General features: G+C 61.1%; 18 protein-coding genes. 6 read left to right on the top strand and 12 right to left on the bottom strand.

Annotation, left to right across the window (positions count from 1 at the left end; translation table 11 throughout):
- Positions 1 to 173: 173 nt before the first annotated feature.
- Positions 174 to 3,164, bottom strand: coding sequence for an isoleucine--tRNA ligase (gene ileS / locus NKJ93_RS08205; RefSeq protein ID WP_352588529.1), 2,991 nt, complete (start codon positions 3,162 to 3,164; stop codon positions 174 to 176).
- A gap of 43 nt (positions 3,165 to 3,207) precedes the next feature.
- On the opposite strand from ileS, the gene NKJ93_RS08210 reads away from it, so the two are divergent.
- Together NKJ93_RS08210 and NKJ93_RS08215 are read left to right on the top strand one after the other, a co-directional pair.
- A complete protein-coding gene (locus NKJ93_RS08210; RefSeq protein ID WP_023717127.1) occupies positions 3,208 to 3,393 on the top strand; it encodes a hypothetical protein in 186 nt (61 codons plus the stop codon).
- A gap of 112 nt (positions 3,394 to 3,505) precedes the next feature.
- On the top strand, positions 3,506 to 3,718 hold the full coding sequence (locus tag NKJ93_RS08215) for an antitoxin Xre/MbcA/ParS toxin-binding domain-containing protein (RefSeq protein WP_352495538.1): 213 nt from the start codon (positions 3,506 to 3,508) through the stop codon (positions 3,716 to 3,718).
- A 35-nt stretch (positions 3,719 to 3,753) separates the two neighbouring features.
- On the opposite strand, the gene NKJ93_RS08220 is transcribed toward NKJ93_RS08215, so the two are convergent.
- Positions 3,754 to 4,566 carry a MipA/OmpV family protein gene (locus NKJ93_RS08220; protein WP_023717125.1) on the bottom strand — a complete coding sequence of 271 codons (813 nt, stop codon included), beginning with the start codon at positions 4,564 to 4,566 and terminating at the stop codon, positions 3,754 to 3,756.
- Between the two features lie 223 nt (positions 4,567 to 4,789).
- Complete coding sequence (locus NKJ93_RS08225; RefSeq protein WP_352588531.1) at positions 4,790 to 5,695, bottom strand: alpha/beta hydrolase; 906 nt, start codon at positions 5,693 to 5,695, stop codon at positions 4,790 to 4,792.
- A gap of 334 nt (positions 5,696 to 6,029) precedes the next feature.
- On the opposite strand from NKJ93_RS08225, the gene NKJ93_RS08230 reads away from it, so the two are divergent.
- Positions 6,030 to 6,584 carry an HdeD family acid-resistance protein gene (locus NKJ93_RS08230; RefSeq protein ID WP_023717123.1) on the top strand — a complete coding sequence of 185 codons (555 nt, stop codon included), beginning with the start codon at positions 6,030 to 6,032 and terminating at the stop codon, positions 6,582 to 6,584.
- Between the two features lie 2 nt (positions 6,585 to 6,586).
- Here NKJ93_RS08230 and NKJ93_RS08235 read toward each other — a convergent pair whose 3' ends face one another.
- Together NKJ93_RS08235 and NKJ93_RS08240 are read right to left on the bottom strand one after the other, a co-directional pair.
- Positions 6,587 to 7,570, bottom strand: coding sequence for a bifunctional riboflavin kinase/FAD synthetase (locus tag NKJ93_RS08235; RefSeq protein ID WP_352481726.1), 984 nt, complete (start codon positions 7,568 to 7,570; stop codon positions 6,587 to 6,589).
- Positions 7,571 to 7,623: 53 nt separating this feature from the next.
- Positions 7,624 to 8,484: a TIGR01459 family HAD-type hydrolase gene (locus NKJ93_RS08240; protein ID WP_352481727.1), complete on the bottom strand. Its 861-nt coding sequence runs from the start codon at positions 8,482 to 8,484 to the stop codon at positions 7,624 to 7,626.
- Between the two features lie 338 nt (positions 8,485 to 8,822).
- On the opposite strand from NKJ93_RS08240, the gene NKJ93_RS08245 reads away from it, so the two are divergent.
- Positions 8,823 to 10,790 (top strand): pilus assembly protein TadG-related protein, encoded by a 1,968-nt coding sequence (locus NKJ93_RS08245; protein ID WP_352481728.1) that lies wholly within the window; start codon positions 8,823 to 8,825, stop codon positions 10,788 to 10,790.
- 122 nt (positions 10,791 to 10,912) lie between these two features.
- On the top strand, positions 10,913 to 11,545 hold the full coding sequence (locus NKJ93_RS08250; RefSeq protein WP_352588534.1) for a LysE family translocator: 633 nt from the start codon (positions 10,913 to 10,915) through the stop codon (positions 11,543 to 11,545).
- Positions 11,546 to 11,551: 6 nt separating this feature from the next.
- Here NKJ93_RS08250 and NKJ93_RS08255 read toward each other — a convergent pair whose 3' ends face one another.
- Both NKJ93_RS08255 and NKJ93_RS08260 read right to left on the bottom strand, forming a co-directional pair.
- Positions 11,552 to 12,376 (bottom strand): DUF2189 domain-containing protein, encoded by an 825-nt coding sequence (locus NKJ93_RS08255; RefSeq protein WP_352588536.1) that lies wholly within the window; start codon positions 12,374 to 12,376, stop codon positions 11,552 to 11,554.
- Between the two features lie 145 nt (positions 12,377 to 12,521).
- On the bottom strand, positions 12,522 to 13,226 hold the full coding sequence (locus NKJ93_RS08260) for a glutathione S-transferase family protein (protein WP_352588539.1): 705 nt from the start codon (positions 13,224 to 13,226) through the stop codon (positions 12,522 to 12,524).
- A gap of 107 nt (positions 13,227 to 13,333) precedes the next feature.
- On the opposite strand from NKJ93_RS08260, the gene NKJ93_RS08265 reads away from it, so the two are divergent.
- On the top strand, positions 13,334 to 13,699 hold the full coding sequence (locus tag NKJ93_RS08265) for a winged helix-turn-helix transcriptional regulator (protein ID WP_352481730.1): 366 nt from the start codon (positions 13,334 to 13,336) through the stop codon (positions 13,697 to 13,699).
- A gap of 482 nt (positions 13,700 to 14,181) precedes the next feature.
- Here the strand turns inward: NKJ93_RS08265 and NKJ93_RS08270 are convergent, their stop codons facing one another.
- The 5 genes from NKJ93_RS08270 to NKJ93_RS08290 all read right to left on the bottom strand — a co-directional run bounded on the left by NKJ93_RS08270 (position 14,182) and on the right by NKJ93_RS08290 (position 20,490).
- Complete coding sequence (locus tag NKJ93_RS08270; protein ID WP_084642425.1) at positions 14,182 to 14,880, bottom strand: superoxide dismutase; 699 nt, start codon at positions 14,878 to 14,880, stop codon at positions 14,182 to 14,184.
- Positions 14,881 to 14,993: 113 nt separating this feature from the next.
- Positions 14,994 to 16,559, bottom strand: coding sequence for an adenylate/guanylate cyclase domain-containing protein (locus NKJ93_RS08275; RefSeq protein ID WP_352481731.1), 1,566 nt, complete (start codon positions 16,557 to 16,559; stop codon positions 14,994 to 14,996).
- A 24-nt stretch (positions 16,560 to 16,583) separates the two neighbouring features.
- Positions 16,584 to 16,955 (bottom strand): response regulator, encoded by a 372-nt coding sequence (locus tag NKJ93_RS08280; protein WP_023717114.1) that lies wholly within the window; start codon positions 16,953 to 16,955, stop codon positions 16,584 to 16,586.
- Positions 16,956 to 16,957: 2 nt separating this feature from the next.
- On the bottom strand, positions 16,958 to 19,732 hold the full coding sequence (locus tag NKJ93_RS08285; protein ID WP_352588542.1) for an ATP-binding response regulator: 2,775 nt from the start codon (positions 19,730 to 19,732) through the stop codon (positions 16,958 to 16,960).
- Positions 19,729 to 20,490 carry a Tll0287-like domain-containing protein gene (locus tag NKJ93_RS08290; RefSeq protein WP_023717112.1) on the bottom strand — a complete coding sequence of 254 codons (762 nt, stop codon included), beginning with the start codon at positions 20,488 to 20,490 and terminating at the stop codon, positions 19,729 to 19,731. Before NKJ93_RS08290 ends, NKJ93_RS08285 begins: the two co-directional genes overlap by 4 nt.
- Positions 20,491 to 20,539: the final 49 nt, after the last annotated feature.

A 20,539-nucleotide genomic window follows, 5' to 3' on the forward strand; every position in this document is an offset into this window, starting at 1 on the left:
AGCCTCTCGATTGCCGCCGGCCAAAGAAAGGTCCGGCCCCCATCGCCTATGCTCTTCCGACGGAATTCCGGCGACAATTTGTCGTCCGGAGTTTCGCGTGTTTACCTCAACCACTCGTTAAGGGCAACGCACGGGGGCCGATCGGCCGCCCGCCGTGGCAATTGTGCACCGCCTTAAAGGCGGCTCAAAGCCTTCAGCTCATGCAGGACAGCTGCGTCACGGGCCGAAACATCCGGGAATTCCGGATCTGAGCCGACATCGGCGGTGTAGCGCCAGGAGCGTGCGCATTTCACCAGGCCGCGGTCCTCCGCCTTCTCGACGACCACGGCGACGCCTTTGACATCGTCGAGGGTAAAGCCGCCCGCCGGCGCCTTGCCGTGCGCGATAACCAGATCGCTGGTGATCGCCATCTCGGCCATGTCGACATCGGCGATCGCCGCTTCGAGTAGGGCATCGTCGAGAGTGACGACCGGCACCGCTTCCAGCGAAGAGCCGATGACCTTCTGCGCGCGGGCGATCTCCAGCGCGCCGGTGACGACACGGCGGACCTGCCGCACCTTGCGCCACTTCTCCGCCAGCGCCTCGTCCTTCCAGTCCGCCGGGATCTCCGGGAACTGGTCGAGATGCACCGAGACGACATCCGGATGACGGTCGAGCCAAGCCTCTTCCATGGTGAAAGGCAGCATCGGCGCCAGCCATTTCACCAGACAGTCGAAGAGATGGCGCACCACCTGCACGGAAGCCTTGCGCTTCACGCTGGAAGGCGCTTCGCAGTAGAGCGCATCCTTGCGGATATCGAAATAGAAGGCCGACAGCTCGATCACCATGAAGTCGAGCAGCGCGCGGGTGATGCGCTTGAATTCGAAGGCGTCGTAGCCCGAGCGTACGACTTCATCGAGCTCGGCGAGCCGGTGCAGCATCAGCCGCTCCAGCTCCGGCATCTTGTCCAGCGGCACCTCCTCGCCATCGTCATGGGCGAGCGTGCCCAGCATCCAGCGGATGGTGTTGCGCAGCTTGCGGTAGGCGTCGATGTTGGTCTGCAGCACGTTTTTGCCGAGCCGCTGGTCTTCCCAATAATCGGTCGTCACCACCCACAGCCGCAAGATGTCGGCGCCGGACTGTTTGATGACGTCCTGCGGCACGACGGTGTTGCCGAGCGACTTCGACATTTTCCGCCCCTCCTCATCCATGGTGAAGCCATGGGTGACGACGGTTTCGTAGGGCGCCCTGCCCCTGGTGCCGCAGCTTTCGAGCAGCGAGGAGTGGAACCAGCCGCGATGCTGATCGGAGCCTTCGAGATAGACGTCGGCCGGCCATTTCAGGTCGGGCCGGTCCTCAAGCGTGAAGGCATGCGTCGAGCCTGAATCGAACCAGACATCGAGGATGTCCATCACCTGCTGCCATTTCGAGGCATCGTGATTGCCGAGGAAACGCTCCTTGGCGCCGGCGGCGAACCAGGCGTCGGCACCTTCCTTCTCGAAGGCGTCCATGATGCGCTGGTTGACTGCCTCGTCGCGCAGGACATTGCCGTCGGCATCGGCAAAGACGGCGATCGGCACGCCCCAGGCGCGCTGGCGCGACAGCACCCAGTCAGGGCGCTCCTCGATCATGGCGCGGATGCGGTTCTGGCCGGCGGCGGGTACGAAACGGGTATCGTCGATGGCTTTCAGGGCGCGGCTGCGCAGCGTCGTGCCGTCGCCAAGCTCCTTGTCCATATAGACGAACCATTGCGGCGTGTTGCGGAAGATGATCGGCTTCTTCGAGCGCCAGGAATGCGGATAGGAGTGCTTCAGCCGGCCGCGCGCGAACAGCGCGTTTCGCTTGATCAGCTCGTCGATGACGGCCTGGTTGGCGTTGCCCTTCTTGCCATCGTGGTCGATAACGCGCGCCGCTCCACCCTCGCGGTCCGGCCCGAAGCCCGGCGCGTCCTTGGTGAAGAAGCCGGCATCGTCGACGGTGAAGGGGATCGCGGTGTCGATGCCACGCTGGCGAAGATCAGAGGCGGCATCCATCCAGGCGTCGAAGTCTTCTCGGCCGTGTCCCGGCGCGGTGTGGACGAATCCGGTGCCCGCATCGTCGGTGACATGATCGCCGGCCAGCATCGGCACAGGGAATTCGTAGCCACCACCCAGACTTTTGAGGGGATGCGAAAGCGTAAGATTTTCAAGCTCTTCGGCGCCAACGCTGCGAAGACGATTCAGGGTGACGTTGGCCTTCGCGGCAGCGTCGTCTGCAAGTTTCTCGGCAAAGATCAGCTTTTCGCCGGGCTGGGGGCCAAAGGCGTTCTCGGCCGCCGTGACCTCGTAGAGACCATAGTTGATGCGCGGCGAGTAATTGACGGCGCGGTTGCCGGGGATGGTCCACGGCGTCGTGGTCCAGATGACGACGTTGGCATCAAGCAGATCGAGCGACGTCTGCGTCAGCTTGGGATCCAGGGCTGGCTGCCCATCATCGATGTTGATGACCTGGCTAGCGAGGCTGACGACCGGAAACTTCGCCCAGATCGTGTCCGACTCATAGTCCTGGTATTCGACCTCCGCCTCGGCCAGCGCGGTGCGCTCGACCACACTCCACATCACCGGCTTGGAGCCGCGATAGAGCTGGCCGGACATGGCGAATTTCAGCAGCTCGCCGGCGATGCGCGCCTCGGCGTGGAAAGCCATCGTCGTATAGGGATTGTCGAAGTCGCCGACGACGCCGAGGCGCTGGAATTCGGAACCCTGCACCTTGATCCAGTGCGCCGCAAACTCGCGGCATTCCTGCCGGAACTCGTTGACCGGCACCTCGTCCTTGTTCTTGCCCTTGGCGCGGTACTGCTCTTCGATCTTCCATTCGATCGGCAGGCCGTGGCAATCCCAACCGGGTACATAGTTCGAGTCATAGCCGCGCATCTGGAATGAGCGGGTGATGACGTCCTTGAGGATCTTGTTCAGCGCATGGCCGATATGAATGTTGCCATTGGCATAGGGCGGGCCGTCGTGCAGCACGTATTTTTCGCGGCCGGCTGCGTCTTCGCGCAGCTTGCGGTAAAGGTCCATATCCTGCCAGCGCTTGACCAGCAGCGGTTCCTTTTCCGGCAAACCGGCGCGCATCGGAAAATCCGTCTGCGGCAGGTAGAGCGTTTTGGAATAGTCGATCGTCTCGGCGGTCTCGGTATCAGTCATTCGTCTGCCATATGCGTTGCCCGTCGGCAAAAGAGCCCGGGCGTTGAACTATCATGATCTGGAAAAAGCGCGAGAGGCCGCGCGCAAGATTCCCGGCGGCTCCGGCGGCGGTCAAGCCGCCCGGAACACCGGGCCTGTAATTCGTATCGCAGTCGCGAGAAGGCGCGAAAAGCTCGTCATGGCTGGGCTTTTAACTGAGACAGGCGATGTTGAAAAGCCCGAACTCTGATGCTTCCGCTAGGAGCGTACACCAATTGCGCCTATGTTTGTCGGTAGATGGCGTCGAGAGACCAGCATCTTCGGTTTGCATTTCACAGTTTAGCGCGCTGGAAGGACGGAATGTGACCCTGACGACTACCGAGTCCGCCTTGCGACTTGAACGCATTTCAACGATGGCGAATCGCGTTTTTGGCAACCATGAAAAGGCGCAACGCTGGCTGCGTAAGCGAAGTCGGGTTCTCAACGACGCGCCCATCGATCTCCCTCAGTCTGCAACAGGTGCCACGCTTGTGGAAGAGGAACTCAACCGGATCGGCTACGGCATAGTCGTCTGAGCCTTGCGGCTCTCCGTCGTGCACAACCCGCCCGCTCACATCGAGAAATCGAAGCGATAGGTCGTCGACACGCCGATCATGAACTGATCCCTGGAGCCCCGCTCCTTGACCAGGCTGGAATCGGCGGCCGGGCCCATCAGGCGGGAATATTCGCCGAACAGACTGGCCGTCATCGGCTCGGTCACCTTCCAGGTCACCGCGCCGCCCAGGCCCGCAGATTTCACCCCGCCGCCTGGATGATATTCGCTGAGCCCCGAGGCCAGTGACTCCTTGGCATCAACGCCATAATAGGCGTCGAAATAGTCCGATGAGGCGAATGAAACGCGCGGCCCGCCGGAAATCCTGACGTCGGGCGTCACATCGTAAAAGGCGTCGGCGGCGATGTCGGCGACAAAGCCGTTATGGGCGCGAATGCCGTGCCGCAATTCGGCGCGGGCACGCAGCCAATCCAAAGGATAGAATTCGAAGAAGCCGCCAGCCTCGCCGCCCCAGCGCACCGGGTCGAGACCCTTCAATTCGTCGGCGTCACCACCATCGCGGGAAAACAGGAACTTGCCTGTCAGGCCGGCGCGGACGCCGCCATCGTCGATCAATGCCAATGAGATATTGTCGTTGCGCGAGTTGAAGCGCGCCGCGGGACCAGCCTTGCCGAGCGAGATGATCGGCGAGGCGCTGAGCAGGTACTTCTTGCCGCCCTCGAAATTCGGCGCGACCATGCCGGTGGCGCCGACCGTCAGGTACCAGTCTCCGGACAGCCAGCCGAAGGTGCCCTCGCCGGCCTTGGCAACGCCGCAGGTGCCGAGCATGAATGCGGCCAAGACCGTCGGGATCGTCGGGACTGACCGCATCGTTACTCCATACGTCGAACGCATTGGCCGATACAACCAGCCTTCATCCAAGCCATGGCGCCATTTCGGTAAAATTTGACTTAATATCCGTAACATTGGCGGCGTTGGCCCTGTTTTCCGCATAGCAACGAATCGTATTGGCGCACCAAGATCCCAGATCAAGACGTCTGGAATGCGCCAGCAGTTGCCTCGGCAAGGGTTCCAGCAGTTGCCTCGGCAAGGGTTATAAATACTCGTGGACAAACATGCCCGCGCTGTGAAGAGCGCGGCGACCGGCACTCAACCGCGCATTCCAAACCGGCCAAGCGTGAATCATATGCGGCCAAATTTCGAGACGTACTTTGACGTCAGTCGCGCCAGCGGCTTCCGCGAGCCGAGTTGCGTCCGACAACAGCGTCTCGGCCGAACCGACTTGTATAAGCATTGGGGGAAATCCGCTCAGATCGGCGAACAACGGCGAGATCAGGGGATCGCGCCGACCAACGCCATTGGGAACATAGGCGGTTGCCAGTTCCTCCAAATACGCCCGGTGGATGATGGGGTCGATTGCGTCATTGGTTGATAGTGTCGCGCCGGACATCGAAAGGTCCGTCCAGGGCGAAACCAGCCAAAGACATCGCGGCAACGGCTCGCCTGCCGCGCGCAATATACTGACCAGGCACAGGGTGAGGTTGCCGCCCGCACTGTCTCCGCCAACCACGATGCGATCCGGCGCGATCCCTTGCCGCCTCAGAAAGCGCCATGCGGTGAGTGCGTCTTCATGTTGCGCAGGGAAAGGATGTTCCGGTGCGCGTCGATAGTCGATCGCGAGAGTGCGCATTCCCATTGCCCGACCTGCCTCTGTCACCATTCGACGATGACTTTTAGGAGAGCCGGAGCAGTAGCCACCACCGTGGAAAAACAGCAGAACCTTATCCCTGTCACTCGCAGGCGCCAGGGACCACTCTCCCTCGAGGCCATCGAAAACCACATCCTCGCATCGGATGTCCTCGGCAATCGGCCACACCGAACCAACCTCGTCGAGCCGTGCCCGGCGTTCGTCCCAGCGGACCGTTCGTGGCTTTGAGGTCAACAACCTGCGGACGGCGTTGATCTCCGTCAGATCGAGGTGTTCGTCCACGTCGCCCATTTTGCTTCCCTAGCCTCATCAAGCGTAGAAAACGGCGTACAGCAGCACGTCATCGATAAAGGGCCAATGCCAGCGCTGGGGATTTTTCGTTACACTTGCGTCATGGCGAATACACGAGACGGCGGGTCGCCCCTAAACCCACTCGTCATCTTTAGCACTCCCCTCGCATATGGTCGAATATTCCATCTGATATTTGGCCTCTTCGGGACAAAGCGGAAGTGTGGCAAGCGGATCGCTCGGGGCGTGGCGCTCGCAGCCTGCTCGCTGGACGGGCAAGGCGATCGGCGCTACCTTCCGGAACAAAGAAGCTAGGCAACCTTGAGGGAGAAGGGTGATGACACTGCACGGCGACGCCTTGAAAGACGCCATTGGCCAGACGCGGGCGAAGTGGGGATGGTTCGTCGCGCTTGGGGTGCTGCTGCTTGTCTTCGGCGGCATCGCTTTCGGCAATCTGTTCATCGCAACCGTCGCCTCCGTCTTTGTCGTGGGCTGGCTGATGCTGATGGCCGGCGTTGTCGAGATCATCCATGCCTTCGGCGTGAAGACATGGGGCCGCTTCTTCTATTGGCTGCTCAGCGGCCTCCTCTACGCCGTCGCCGGCTTCTTCGCCTTCGACAATCCGGTCCTCGCCTCGACGGTGCTAACCTTCCTCCTGGCAGTCGCACTCCTTGCTTCAGGCGTGCTCAGGGCCTGGGTCGGCTACAGCCACCGGCCGCAGCCGGGCTGGGGCTGGGTGGTCGCGGCCGGCATCATCAGCGCGCTGGCGGGACTGGTCATCGCCATGGGCTGGCCGGTCAACAGCGTGTGGGTGCTCGGCCTGTTCCTGGCCGTCGACCTGATTTTCCAAGGCTGGACCTTCATTGCCGTCGGCTTGGCGCTGAAAAAGTAGATTCAGAAAGCTATGGCCGCGTCGAGCCCGGAAAGCGGCCTGACGCCGGCGAGCAGTGCCTTCGCCTCAGCCTCATCGCGCTTCATCTGTGCGACCAGCGCATCAAGCCCGTCGAACTTCACCTCCGAACGCAGGTAGCCGAAAAAGGACACGGCACAAATCTCGCCGTAGAGGTCGCCGGAAAAGTCGAACACAAAAGTCTCCAGCAATGGTGCGCCATTGTCGTCGACCGTCGGCCGGCGGCCGAAGCTGGCGACGCCATCATGAAGCGAGCCGTCGGCGCGGCGGAAGCGGACTGCATAAATTCCGTCCTTCAGGGTGGCTTCCGGCGAAAGCCTCATGTTTGCGGTCGGAAAGCCGAGTGTCCGGCCGAGCTGCTGGCCGCCGATCACCTCCGCCTCGACGGTGAAACGGTAGCCGAGCAGGCCGGCGGCCTCGGCCACATTGCCCTCGCACAGCAGCGTGCGAATGCGGCTCGACGACACCACCTCGGCGCTTTCGTCGCGGAAGGCATCGACCAGCGTGACGCCGAAGCCGTGGCGCTCGCCGGCCGCCATCAGATAGGCCGGGCCGCCTTGGCGGTCCTTGCCGAAATGGAAATCGAAGCCGGTGACGGCGTGGCTTATGCCGAGGTTGCGCTCGAGCACGCCGGTGACGAAAGCCTCCGCCGACAAGGAGGCGAACTCGCGTGTGAACGGCTGCTCGACCAGCGCCGCAAAGCCCAGATGCGACAGCAGCCGCGCCTTCATCGGCGGTGGCGTCAACACGAACAGCGGCATGTCCGGCCTGAACACTTTTCGCGGATGCGGCACGAAGGTCAGCACCAGGGCAGGTACGCCGCGACGCTCCGCTTCGGCGCGCGCGCGTTCGAGCACCGCCTGGTGGCCGCGGTGGACGCCGTCGAAATTGCCGATCGCCACCACGCCGCCACGCAGATGGGCCGGCAGCGGTGCGGTTGCGGAAATGCATTCGAACATTGCCGTCATAGCTTGAACCTATTGCAGTCTGGGCTTGAACCTATTGCAGTCTGGGCCTGAACTTATTGCAGTCTGGGAATCACCGCGACCGGCCTGTAGCCGTATTTTTCGAGAAAGGCCGCGAGCCTGGCCGGGTCTGGCTGCAGCGCTTCACCGTAATCGCGGGCATGGATGCCGCCCGATACGTAGAGCACGTCGAAGCCATTATCGGCCGCGCCCTTGATGTCGGTCATCATGCCGTCGCCGATGGCCAGAACTTGCGAACGCTCGACCGTGCGGCCGAGAATGACGGCGATCTCTTTCATGGCGACCTCATAAACCGGCGCATAGGGTTTCCCGGCGATCAGGGTGCGCCCGCCAAGCTGCGCGTATTCGCGGGCCAAAGCCCCTGCGCACCAGATCATGCGTTCGCCGCGCTCGACGACGATGTCGGGATTGGCGCAGATGAAGGGCAGGTTCCTGGCACGCAGCCGCCGCAGAAGATCGGCATAATCTTCCGGCTTTTCCACCTCGTCATTGAACAAGCCGGTGCAGACCACGCCGGATGCTTCGAACTCCTCGACAAGCTCGACGTCGAGACCATCATAGAGCGTGAAATCTCGATCGGCGCCTATATGGAAGATCTTTCGCGGCCCCTCGGCGATCAGGTCGCGGGTCACGTCGCCGGACGTCACGACACGATCGTAGGCGGCGGAAGGAACACCGATAGCGTTCATCTGCGCCACCACGTCGGCGCTGCGGCGCGGCGAATTGGTGATCAGCACGACAGGTATTTTCGCCGCGCGAGCAGTGATCAGCGCGGCAGCAGCCGCGGGGAAATGCCATTCGCCATTGTGCACCACGCCCCAGACATCGCACAGGATGGCTGAATAGGCTCCCGACAGGTCTGCGAGCGAACCGATGATGTCGGGCGAATCCACCATGCCGTTGTCCCTGTACCATGATGCTTGCAAGCGCCGCGACCGACGGTCCGTAGCGGCCGGCCCGGATTAACCGAAGCGCTTCGCTCTGTCACCAGCTTTCGTTGTGCCCGCAAGATTGCCGCCCGAGGCGCCGGCGGGGAAGTGATGGCGAAAGCTTTTCTTTTCCAGCGCCTTATCCCGCTTTTAGGGACTTTGCCGAGGGGAGCGCGGAGCGGCATTGCCGATTGCGGACGTGTGGTTAACGGGGATTGAAAAACCGTACCGACCTTGGACGTATTTTAGCAATCGGAAATTTAAAAATGCGTGGCATCGTCCGGGAAAAATAGGGCGGGGCGGGAATGCTGAAGGCAATAATCGGAAAATTCCGACACGACAGACGTGGCAACTACTCCTTAATGACTGCAATCACCATTGTGCCGCTGATGGCCGGTCTGGCGCTCAGTGTCGATTACGGGGAGTTGCTGCGCCAAAAGCACGAAACGCTGAACGCACTTGATGCGGCCGGCCTCGCCGCCGCCCAGCAGATCGTCGCCGGCGCCAGCGACGACGACGTCAAGGCCTACGCCAAAACATTTTTCGAAACCAATCTCGCACGCATCGACCCGGCGAACACAGCGCTGACCGTCACGCTGCCCAACAACAATGCCGGTGGCGGCACCTTGAAGCTCTGCGCCAGCCTCACCTTCGACCCCTATTTTCTCCCGGCCGCCAGCCTGCTGATTGGCGGCACGGCAAGCGACACGACCTTCACCGAATGTTCGGAACTCCGCCTCAAGAACACCCTCGAAGTCGCGCTTGTGCTGGATAATTCCGGCTCAATGACCGATCTCGGCTCCGGCACCGGCGAAAAGCGAATAGACCTGCTGAAGTCGGCCGCCAAGCAGCTTGTCGATACGCTGGCGCTTCAGGCGCAGCAGATGAAGCAGATCACCAAACCGGTGCAGTTCTCGCTCGTGCCGTTCGCGGCCTCGGTCAATGTCGGCCCTACCCACGACCAGGACGGCTGGATGGATCAGGACGGCATCTCCCCGATCCAGCATGAAGATTTCGACTGGACGACGATGAGTGCAGCCAACAATCCGGACAAATATGCCGAGAAGCTCAATGGCATCTGGTACAAGCGCGGCACCGGCTGGGGCGAGACCAAGGACCAGCCGCTGACGCGTTTCAGCCTCTACGCCGACATGACGGTCGAATCGGGCCGCGAAGAGGTACCCAATTCGAAGCAATATGTCTGCGACACATACAAGAAGAACGGCACCTGCCAGTACGGCCATTGGAGCGCACCGGAATATATTTATACGACGAGCCGCTATGCGAGCTGGCAGGGTTGCGTCGAGGCACGGCCATATCCCTACAATGTCGACGACACCACGCCCGACACAGCCGCGCCGGCCACGCTTTTCGTGCCGATGTTTGCCCCGGATGAGGCTGGCACTCTGTGGCTCGATTTCAACCGTGACGGCATCAACGACGTCATCAGCACGTCTTACAATTACGGCAACAACTGGTGGGCCGATTGGCCCTATGTCGCCGGTCCCACCGCTTCGCAGCGACAGTCTGACATGCGCAAATATTTCCTGGTAAAACCGTACGGTTCGCAATCCGCAGCCGCGGGCGATGGGCCGAATTCCTCCTGCACCACCAACCCGATCACGCCGTTGAAGGACGTCAGCCAGGACGCAGAGAAGCAGGAGATCAAGGATGCCATCGACGCCATGGCGCCGAACGGCAACACCAACGTGCCGGAGGGCATTGCCTGGGGCTGGCGAACGGTATCGAGCAACCCACCGTTCACCGATGGCCGGCCGAACAGCGAGAGGGGCAACGACAAGGTGGTCGTGGTGCTGACAGACGGAGCCAATACCTATAGCGCCGTCAGCGACGGCAGCTATGCCAACAACAGGTCGACCTACGCCGCCTACGGCTACACTGGCCTGACCTATCCGGGATCTGGAAGCGTGACCCGCCTGTTCATGAATACCAGCACCGATATCGGCAAGACCACCTATACCGGTGCCAACTACACGGCAGCACTCGACGAGCAGATGAAAACGCTCTGCGCCAATGCAAAGAATTCGAACATTCTGGTGATGACGGTGGCGCTCGACCTGTCGCCCACAGATACTGGCGACAAGAAGGCGATCGATGCGCTGAAGGCGTGTTCCTCGGATTCGCGCTTCCGCAAGGATCCGGCCGACCCGAGCAAGCCGGCCAAGTTGTTCTGGAATGCGACGGGCGCGACGCTGTCCGACAATTTTAAGGAAATCGCCAACGAATTGTCGAACCTGCGCATCGTCGGCTGAAGGCGATGGGATTAGCGACGTAAAGGCAGAGGGGCGCAGCGCGCTGGCGCAAAGGCTCCTGCCCTCATGCCCTTGCGGGTGGGGGAAGCATGTGGTGAGTGTCCCCATCCGGAGATACGCTCTTGCCTGAACCCGCCAACCATCTCGCCTTCGCGCTGGTCTGCCTCGGCATGGTGCTGACGCCCGGCCCGAACATGATCTATCTGATTTCGCGCTCGCTGTCGCAAGGGCCGAAGGCCGGGCTGATCTCGCTGGGGGGCGTGGCGCTCGGTTTTTTATTCTACGTGCTGTCAGCGGCGTTCGGCATCACCGCGCTGCTGCTCGCCGTGCCCTTCGCCTATGACGTGCTGCGCCTTGCCGGCGCGCTCTATCTGCTGTGGCTTGCCTGGCAAGCGGTGAAGCCGGGCGGGCGCTCGCCCTTCCAGATCCGCGAACTGCCTAAGGACAGGCCGCGCAAGCTGTTCGCCATGGGCCTGATGACCAACCTGCTCAACCCGAAGGTGGCAGTGCTCTATCTGTCGCTGCTGCCGCAGTTCATCAGCCCCGGCAAGGGCCACGTGCTGTCGCAGCTTCTGGTGCTCGGTGCCACGCAGGTCGCCATCAGCCTGACCGTCAACGCCATCATCGCGGTGACGGCCGGCTCGATCGCCATCTTCCTCGCCGGGCGGCCGCTATGGCTGGTGATCCAGCGCTGGATTATGGGCACGGTGCTGACCGCGCTGGCCGTCAAGATGGCAACCGATGCGCAACGCTGATCGGGCCTACATCGGCCGTCTGACCTGCTGTGCCCGCTCCGGTTCGACCACCCTGCGGTAGAGATGCCAGGTCGCGTGGCCAAGGACGGGCATGACGACGGCAAGCCCGGCAAATAGCGGGATCGAGCCGATGACCAGGAGCACGGCGACCATTAGGCCCCACAGCGCCATCTGCAGCGGGTTTGTCATAACTGCGCGCGCCGACGTCTCGACTGCCGAGACCGCGCCGACATCGCGGTCGAGCAGCAGCGGAAAGGCGACGACAGTCGTCGCCAGCACGATCGCGGCGAAGGCGAACCCGGCCAGGTTGCCGAGCAGGATCAGTGTCCAGCCCTTGCTGGTCGTCAGCACCTCGCGAACAAAGCCGACGATAGAGGTCGGAGGCTGATTGCCGTACAGGCTGGTGTAGATCGATTGCGCGGTGAACAGCCAGAGCAGGAACAGTACCAGCAGCATGATGCCGATGACCGCAATCGCGGGCAGCGCCGGCGAGTGGCGCACGTCGAGCGCATGCCACCAGGATGTATCCATGCCGAACTCGCGCCGACGGCTGATTTCGTAAAGGCCGATAGCGGCGAACGGACCGACCAAAGCGAAGCCGGACATCAGCGGATAGATGAGCTGGATGGCATTCGAGCCCGACGTCCACTGCGTCAGGATCAGGCCGACCACCGGATAGATCAGGCACAGGAACACATAATGCGACGGCTTGGCCCAGAAATCCTCTACGCCGAGACGGAGCGCATCGATCAGATCCTCGGTGCTGATGCGGCGCACCGTGGGCTGTACATGCATTCCACGCGCGTCCGCCATGACATGAAAGCCAGCCATAACCTTTCTCCCGTGTGTCGGGGCGGTCACCGCCAGGATGGCCGCCCGCAGCTGCCACTTCAAGAACGGCGATATGATAGCCGATCTCGGCGCGCTTGTCGCCACCACCCGGCGCCAGGGCGCGCCGGGCGGCTGAACGAACAGATTAGGCCGCGAAGCGATCGATCACCTCGGCCAGCCGCACGTGACCGAGGCAAGCGCCTGACCCGGCCGGCTTTTCACCATCCTCGATGGCCTGCGCAAATCGCACGTCCGGATCGCTTTCGATCCGGCGGCGCAACGCCGCCAGCTTGGGATAAGCTGCGCCGTCGACCGCCTTGTGGAACTCCGCCCAGCGCGCCACGCCGATCAGCGTGCTATCGGCAAGCGTCAGCCGGTCGCCGACCAGGAAATCCGTGTCGAGGATCATCGCCTCGAGCTGGTCATGGCGGTTGGTAACGACCTTGCGGCCAAAGTCACGCAAGGTTGCCAGCAGCACCGGCTCGGCCGATTCCATTTCATATGCGGCCCAGAGCGGGGTGAAAGCGGCGGTGAAGCCGGTGTTCACGAAAGCCATCAGCTGGTGCATCCGGTCGGCTTCCGGCGAGCGAGGCTCAAAGCTGATACGACGTTGCGTATCGCGGGCTTCGAGCCAAGCGGCAATCGCCATGGTCTCGGTGAGCACCCTGCCTTCGTCGGTGATCAACACCGGCGTTTCCTGACGGCCGTTGATGCTGGCATAGGCGTCGTTCTTCATTTCAGTGAGGAGGTCGACTCGACACAGGCGGTAGGGCTGTCCGACGCGTTCAAATGCAGCGACGAGCCCCATCGAACTTCCCAGCGGGAAGCCATAAAGGAGGATAGGTTCCATTTCTTTGTCTCTTCCATAATTTAGGGATTACGCTGCGCAGCGAAACTTGACCCTAAACGCTGGTCGCCCCATGTAAATTACGCACTATTCTGTAACCAGGTCCCCCCATGAAAGATGTCGTCTCACGCTGCCCGATCGAAGAGACCATGCGTGTGCTCAGCGGTCGCTGGCCCACCTTGCTGCTCTACTATCTCAAGGACGGCACCAAGCGCTTCAGCGATCTGAGGCGTGACAACCCGACCGTGTCGCACCGCATTCTGGCTCTCGAACTGCGCAAGCTGGAGGACGCCGGGATTGTGCGGCGAACGGCGCATGCCGGCTATCCGCTACGCGTGGATTACGACCTCACGACGCCCGGTCTCAAGCTTGTGCCGCTCATCGAGGCCTTGGGCAGATGGTGGGAACATACCGGGGACGACCGGGTCGGCCAGGCTCCACCGATGCCGGAAACGAGGCTAGACACAGCGGCCTAGCCGATCGTGAAAATCTGACGCTTGCTATCCGAGGCTGGACAACCGCTTTGGATAGGATCCGGCCGAATATCGGAATGCACGGACAGCGCCAGAAGCTGTCATTGCCGAGCAGATACTCTAACGTCGCGTTTGGGCCGGAAGCGGAGATCCGCTTTCGGGATGATTGGGCCAAAAAGCTGACCTTCGCGTCCAGCATAGCGTGGGCTGGTTTGCGCCACTTGCGGACCTTTGCCAATGATGCCGCGAAGGTCGCGTCTCGGACCCGTTGCTGCCCTTCGGTCACAGCTTGGGGCATATCAAAGGTGTGAACACGACAGACAAGCCAGTCGCGGAAATTGGCAACCGGGATGTCTGAACCGAAGGCGCTACCCCAGCCGGCGAACCGCTCGGTATTCGCGCGAGACGCTGAAAAAAACAGCTGTGACCACGAACGCGGCCGGCTGCTGCGGCTGAAGGGACGAGGCGTCGCGATCTGCGGCCCCTCAGCCGGTCGACTTCTTGAAGTTGGCGAGGGCCTTGTCCCAGTTCACCACGCGCCACCATTCCTTGAGGTAGTCGGCGCGGCGGTTCTGATACTTGAGATAATAGGCGTGTTCCCAGACGTCGACGCCAATCACCGGACGCGCCCCTAGCTCGAGCGGCGTGTCCTGGTTGGCTGTGCTGACGATGTCGAGCTTCTTGTCCTTGTTCACGACAAGCCATACCCAGCCGGAGCCAAAGCGGCCAAGGCCAACCGCCGTGAGCTTTTCGGTCAGGCCCGCATAGCTGCCGAAGGTGCTGCTTATGGCGGCGTTGAGGTCGCCACCGGGCTGGTTGGGGCCCCCGGGAGTCATCAGCTCCCAGAAGTGAGTGTGATTCCAATGTCCCCCAAGATTGTTGCGCACGCCTTCCGGGACCTTGCCCAGATCTGCCAGAATAGCCTCCATCGGCGTGCTGGCGAGCTCGGGCCAAAGCGGCACGAGTTGATTGCAGGCATTCACATAAGCGGCGTGATGGCGGTCGTGATGGATCATCATCGTGGTCGCGTCGATGTGCGGCTCTAATGCGTTGTTCGCGTAGCCGAGCGGTGGGAGCTTGAAGGGTTGGGTCTCCTGCGCAAAGGCCGCGGCGCCCAACAGGGTTGTGTTGGCTGCCGCGGCCGATGCTCCTGCGAGAAATAGAAGACTCTGACGCCTGTTCATGGTGTAGCTCCGGGTGAAAGTGGAACGCCAATGCTGCATGCTGTTCGTTTACGAGGTGTCGCGACTCCAAGCATCGCTTCGCGAAATTCCCTGAGGGTTAGCCATTGTTCCGATCAGTGTTGAACGAGATAGGTTTCAATCCTGCCGACACCTGCCAGTTCTACATTACAGCGCGGTTCGAGCTTCCAGGAGGTGTGCAGGGCCTGCTTGGTTGCCTCCGAAATCTGCATGCGGTCGGCCACGCCCTGGGACTCAAGCCGGCTTGCAATATTCACGGTTTCGCCCCAGACGTCGTAGACGAACCGATGCCGGCCGATCAGGCCCGCGATCACCGGTCCCGTGTGCACGCCAATGCGGATCCGAAAACCATCGTTGCCCCACGCTAAGGGCTTCAACGCGTCCAGCATGGATTTCCCCAGTGCCACGATCCTGTCGGCATGGTCAGCTGCCGGTTCCGGAACACCGCCCGCAGCCATATAGGCGTCTCCGATGGTCTTGATTTTCTCCACGGCATGCTTCTCCGCCAAGACGTCGAACGTGCTGAATAGCCCGTCGAGGCGTTTGATCAGGTCCGACGGCGGCAACCTTGCCGCTATGCTCGAGAAACCGACAATATCGGCAAAAAGAATGGTCACTTCATCGAACCGGTCGGCAATGAACTCTTCGCCCCGTTGCAGCCGTGCCACGATCTGACCGGGCAGGATCGCATGGAGAAGCGAGTCAGCCCGCCGCTTCTCCGCCTCGATCCGCTGAAGATACTGGTGCTCGCGGTCGAGCCACCGTTTCTTCTCCAAACTCGAGTTGATCCGGGCGCGCAGCAGGACCGGATTGAAAGGTTTAGGCAAGTAGTCGTCGGCCCCCGCCTCGATGCAGCGGACCACCGCGTCCACTTCGTCCAACCCCGATATCATGATGACAGGGATATGCCGCCATCGGCGCTCCGCTTTCAATCGCGAGAGCACCTCGATGCCGTTCATGTCCGGCATTAGGACGTCCAGCAGAACTAGGTCGAACTCGTGTTCCGCGAGGTGAGTCAGCGCCGACGGACCGGACTCGGCAGTGACTACCTGATGACCGTCACGTTGCAAGCGGCGCGAGAGGAGACCGCGGTTGCTGGTGATGTCGTCGACGACAAGTATGCGGCCACCGTGACCGGAGCTTGCGTCGTGCTCTGCCTTGATCAGTGCCCGTTCGAGCCCTGCCACATCGATCTCAGCCTGATCCGTGGTCCGCGGTTCCTCGCTGTCGGGTGCGCGCGAGAGGCCGGCAATCGCATCGACATGCGCCAGCAACTCAGCCGCCGCGGCGAGCATCACCCTGACATCCTCTTCCAGCGCGTATTCGTGCAATTCTTCGGCTTCTTCACGAATCATTTCGGAATAGCCGATGATGGCGTTGAGCGGCGTTCGCAAGTCGTGGCGCAGTTTCGCCTCGATCTCGACCCCTGCCCGGTTCTGATTGTCCGCTTTGCCGTGGATCAAGCTGTCGATCAGGCTACTCAATTCGCAAGCAGCGGCGCCAACCTTCTCTAGATCCGGTCTCATGTGGGCCAGACCGAGGTCCTGCACCTGCTCGGTTAGCAACTCCTGAAATCCTGAGATTGCCCGCGCCGGTCCGGCGAGCTGTTGCGCCAGATGGACGGCGATCGCATGGCGTTGGAACTTGTTCTTAGCAGGCATATTTTCAAACCGTCGGTCCGCGCCTCATCGATTCGCGGCAAGCAATTGTTCAATTTTCTGGACAAGTCGCGACAGGTCCACCGGCTTGCTATCGTAGTCATCGCAGCCTGCCTCGAGTGCCATTTCGCGATCGTTGGCCATCGCGTGCGCAGAAAGCGCAATGATCGGGATCCCGGAGGTGGCCGGATCAGCCTTGATCCGCCGGGTCGCCTCCCACCCGTCCATGACCGGCAAGCTCATATCCATGAGGATGAGATCGGGCCTTTCCGAAACGGTGAGTTCCACGCCCGACTGTCCGTTTTCCGCAATGAGGACTTCGAACCCACGCCGTGACAACCGCCGCAAAAGCATGTCGCGGTTCAATTCGTTGTCTTCTACCAGAAGGATCCTCGTCATCTTTAGCTTCCTTCAGCCATGGGGGCGGTTCCGCGATCGGCAATGCTGGCACCTGTCGACCCAAGTGGGAAGATCTGGCGCTCGAGGGCCTCGACCAACTGAGACCGACTATTTGCGCCCTTGATTACAACCGCGACCGCCCTGTCGCGAAGCCACTTGAGCTCGTCCGCCGATAAATCCTTGGAAGTCACGACGACGACCGGAATGTTCTGAAGCTCGGGCACCTGCTGCATCTCGTTCAGGGTCTGGAACCCGTCCATTTCGGGCATCAGCAGATCAAGCAGGACCAGACGCGGTAACAACCGCTTCATCAGCTTGAGGCCGCGCAGGCCATCGCTTGCCTCGTGAACCCGCCAATCCTTCTTGATCAGGATACGCCGAAGGAAGTCGCGGGAGGCTTGATCGTCGTCAATAACAAGCACATCGCGGTTGCCGCCGCCGCAAGCCTCTATTGTTCGTATAAGCTTCTGGGTGTCGATCGGCTTCGTGAGGTATTCGACCGCACCGAGTGAGAGGCCGAGTTCGCGATCTGCAAGTATCGTCGCAAGGATTACCGGAATCTCGCAGAGCTCCTTATCGCCCTTCAGTGAGCGCAGCACTGACCAGCCGTCCTGATGCGGCATGATGATGTCGAGAACGATTGCGGCCGGGCGATGCGCTCGCGCCGCGGCTATGCCTTCCTCGCCGCTTGCTGCTTCGATTGATGCCAGTCCCGCCTCAGCCAAGGACCTGGCGATGAGAGTTCGGGCGGCTGGTTCGTCATCTATGATCAGAACCGCCTGCTCCGAGGGCCTCGACGACAGCGGCTCGGCGGGTTTCTGCTCGCCAGGTTCTTCGTCGCACTCGGCTGGAATCTCCATTGTGAAAGTCGAGCCTTTTCCGAACTCGCTTTTAACGGTTACAACGCCTCCGATCATGCGGCAGAAACTCCGGGTTATGCTGAGGCCCAATCCCGTCCCGCCGTAGTTGCGAGTGGTGGAGGCGTCTGCCTGCGTAAAAGCATCAAAGAGCCGTTCTTGCTGCTTTGGCGTCATCCCGATCCCGGTGTCGGACACTGTGAATATCAGCCAGTCGCCGTCCGATCTCCTCTCGCGTCGAATCGCCAGTGTTACACGGCCCCCCTCGGTGAACTTGGCTGCGTTACTGAGGAGATTGAAGAGGTTCTGACGCAACTTCGTCTGGTCCGAATGCATCTTCCCGAGGTCGCCCGCGAGGTCCATAACGAAACTGTTTCGGTTTTTCGCCATCAGTGGCGCGACTGTGGCCTGGACATCGCGCAACAAGTCGGCGACGTCGAAAGTCTCGAGGAAATTTGCCATCTTATTTGCCTCGATCTTCGACAGATCGAGGATGTCGTTGATGAGCGCGAGGAGATGGCGACCGGCCCCGGCGATCTTTTCCACATCTGGCACGAACTCATTCATTTGCTGGTCGCTCGCCTCTTCGATCAGCATCTCGCTGTAGCCAATGATCGCGTTCAGTGGAGTGCGCAGCTCGTGGCTCATGGACGCGAGGAAGCTGCTCTTGGCCTCATTTGCCGCTTCAGCATGACTCTTGGCCCGCTCGAGTTCGACCTCTCTCTGCTTCAGTTCCGTGATGTCGGTGTAAACGGCGACGGTCCCGCCGTCAGGGGTCTTTCGTTTGCTGACGCGGACCCAGCGTTCTCCGAAGCGACCCTCGTGGACGAAGCCTGCCGGATCCTTCTGGATGCGCAGCCTCTTCGCAATCCATTCCTCCGGCGACGCGCCCTCAAGGTCGACGTGCCCGCTCGCCAAGCGTCTTTTCAGAATATCCTGAAGGCTTTGCCCCGGCAGAGTAGCTCGGTCATTGTCGGGAAAGATTTCGCAGTATTTGCTGTTGGCAAGAAGGACCTTGTCCTCCGAATCGAACAGGACAAATCCGTCAGAAATCGCCTCGAGTGCCGCTCCGATCGTCCGTCTTTGCCGTTCCGCCTCATCCTCCAGTCGTTGCTTTGCAATTGCGCTCGCCCGGAAAAGCCGAAGCGTCCGCGCCATCGCGCCGAGCTCGTCCCCTCCCTCTGCCTGTATTTCGACGTCGTAGCGTCCTTCCGTCAGATTTCCGATTACCCGGTTCAGCCGCCGCAACGGTCCGACGATCGAGCGAAGAACAAGGATGGTGAGAAGTGACCCGATCATCACCACGATGGCCACCAGAACGGCAGCAGTAGTCGCCGTTTTCTGGGTTTCCGTTACGACCTCGTTGCGAGCGGCTTCTGCCTCGGCGCTCGCTCGGTCGACGAGTTTGTTAAGCGCAGCATCCACGTTTGCGCTGTGGGTGCGCGCCTCGGCGAGGAGAGTGTTGCCGATGATGCGGTTGTCTTGAGTATAGCTGTCTGCCGCCTCCAGCGCTGTTTTGACATAGGCATCCATCTCAACGCGGATTTCCCTGACCGCATCCGGTGATGATTTCGAAAGGCGGTCCAGATGTGCCAGTAGTCGCTCGCGCGCCTGCTCGGCATTACGCTGGGAATTCATCAACAAGCTAACCGACAGATCAGTCAGCCAGTATCGCAATTCGCCGAATGTTGCGTGCGCCGCAGCCGCAGTGGACGCGGCGTCGAAAAATGCTTTGGTCTCCGCAGTTCGATCTGCACTGCGATAAAGTGCCTGTGTGAGAAAGATTGACGATACGATAAGGCTGATAAGGCCGGCCGCTGTCAGCGCAGCTATGCGGGCCGAAATCGGTAGATGGGCAAAGGGCCTCGCCGGCGCCGATACCGTTTCCACGCGGTGCGGTGATTGTTCCAAAGCGCTCATTTGAACAAGACGATGCTTATCGCGCCTCCCAGATCGCCCGCTTTGCCGCCCTCCTTTGGGTATCCTGTCACGTCGATCTCGCCCTTCGGCTCGCCGTGGCAGGAAAGACACGAGCCAGTATAGTATTCGGGCAGCAGCATTCGAAATGCAGGGCGCCCATCCGCCTCGGTGACTTCCGTGTAGGCTTCTCCCTTTGCTCTCTGCGGATCCAGCAAGACGCTTTCGATGATCCGTGCTTCCCATGCGTCCGGAAGCGATTTGCGGTTGCGCACGAGTTGCTCTGGCGCGGTCACGCGCACCCGAGCTTCGTTGCCGGCCTTGGCAGCGAACTTGTCATTCATCAGACGCGCAAACACCGCTGGCACGAAGCCTTTGAAAGCGGTTCCCGCGCGGTTGATGTTATCTTGCTGTTCGTCCACCACCTCTCGCATCGCCTCAATCTGGGCCTCAAGCAGACGCCGGTCGCGCTCGGTCAATCCGCCCGAAAGCGGGTCGTGGCCGGTGTGTTTTGAGTATGCGGCGATGGCTTCTCTCGTAATGCGCTCACCGTCGAGGTGCTTGTCGCCAAGAGCAGGATCATTGATGAGCGTCTGATAGTTCGAGATGATGCTTCGCCCCGCACGGAGCAATTCCGCGAGTCGCGTTCCCGTCACGACATCCTCGGTAACTCCCGCTCCGATGGCAGACGAGACGACGAGTGCGCAGCCGACAAGAACAGCGGCAATGAAAGTCCGGGTCAACGTTGACATGGCGGACATTTCCGTTCCCTTCAAGGACGGCCTTTAGGGTATATTAGCATAACACGAT

Source organism: Mesorhizobium sp. M0028 (assembly GCF_040323855.1).
Classification (GTDB): Bacteria; Pseudomonadota; Alphaproteobacteria; order Rhizobiales; family Rhizobiaceae; genus Mesorhizobium.

Bases quoted from the DNA above. Each gene is read 5' to 3' on its own strand.
- ileS (WP_352588529.1), bottom strand. From the start codon at position 3,164: ATGACTGATACCGAGACCGCCGAGACGATCGACTATTCCAAAACGCTC.
- NKJ93_RS08220 (WP_023717125.1), bottom strand. From the start codon at position 4,566: ATGCGGTCAGTCCCGACGATCCCGACGGTCTTGGCCGCATTCATGCTC.
- NKJ93_RS08225 (WP_352588531.1), bottom strand. From the start codon at position 5,695: ATGGGCGACGTGGACGAACACCTCGATCTGACGGAGATCAACGCCGTC.
- NKJ93_RS08230 (WP_023717123.1), top strand. From the start codon at position 6,030: ATGACACTGCACGGCGACGCCTTGAAAGACGCCATTGGCCAGACGCGG.
- NKJ93_RS08235 (WP_352481726.1), bottom strand. From the start codon at position 7,570: ATGACGGCAATGTTCGAATGCATTTCCGCAACCGCACCGCTGCCGGCC.
- NKJ93_RS08240 (WP_352481727.1), bottom strand. From the start codon at position 8,484: ATGGTGGATTCGCCCGACATCATCGGTTCGCTCGCAGACCTGTCGGGA.
- NKJ93_RS08245 (WP_352481728.1), top strand. From the start codon at position 8,823: ATGCTGAAGGCAATAATCGGAAAATTCCGACACGACAGACGTGGCAAC.
- NKJ93_RS08255 (WP_352588536.1), bottom strand. From the start codon at position 12,376: ATGGCTGGCTTTCATGTCATGGCGGACGCGCGTGGAATGCATGTACAG.
- NKJ93_RS08260 (WP_352588539.1), bottom strand. From the start codon at position 13,226: ATGGAACCTATCCTCCTTTATGGCTTCCCGCTGGGAAGTTCGATGGGG.
- NKJ93_RS08265 (WP_352481730.1), top strand. From the start codon at position 13,334: ATGAAAGATGTCGTCTCACGCTGCCCGATCGAAGAGACCATGCGTGTG.
- NKJ93_RS08270 (WP_084642425.1), bottom strand. From the start codon at position 14,880: ATGAACAGGCGTCAGAGTCTTCTATTTCTCGCAGGAGCATCGGCCGCG.
- NKJ93_RS08275 (WP_352481731.1), bottom strand. From the start codon at position 16,559: ATGCCTGCTAAGAACAAGTTCCAACGCCATGCGATCGCCGTCCATCTG.
- NKJ93_RS08280 (WP_023717114.1), bottom strand. From the start codon at position 16,955: ATGACGAGGATCCTTCTGGTAGAAGACAACGAATTGAACCGCGACATG.
- NKJ93_RS08285 (WP_352588542.1), bottom strand. From the start codon at position 19,732: ATGAGCGCTTTGGAACAATCACCGCACCGCGTGGAAACGGTATCGGCG.
- NKJ93_RS08290 (WP_023717112.1), bottom strand. From the start codon at position 20,490: ATGTCCGCCATGTCAACGTTGACCCGGACTTTCATTGCCGCTGTTCTT.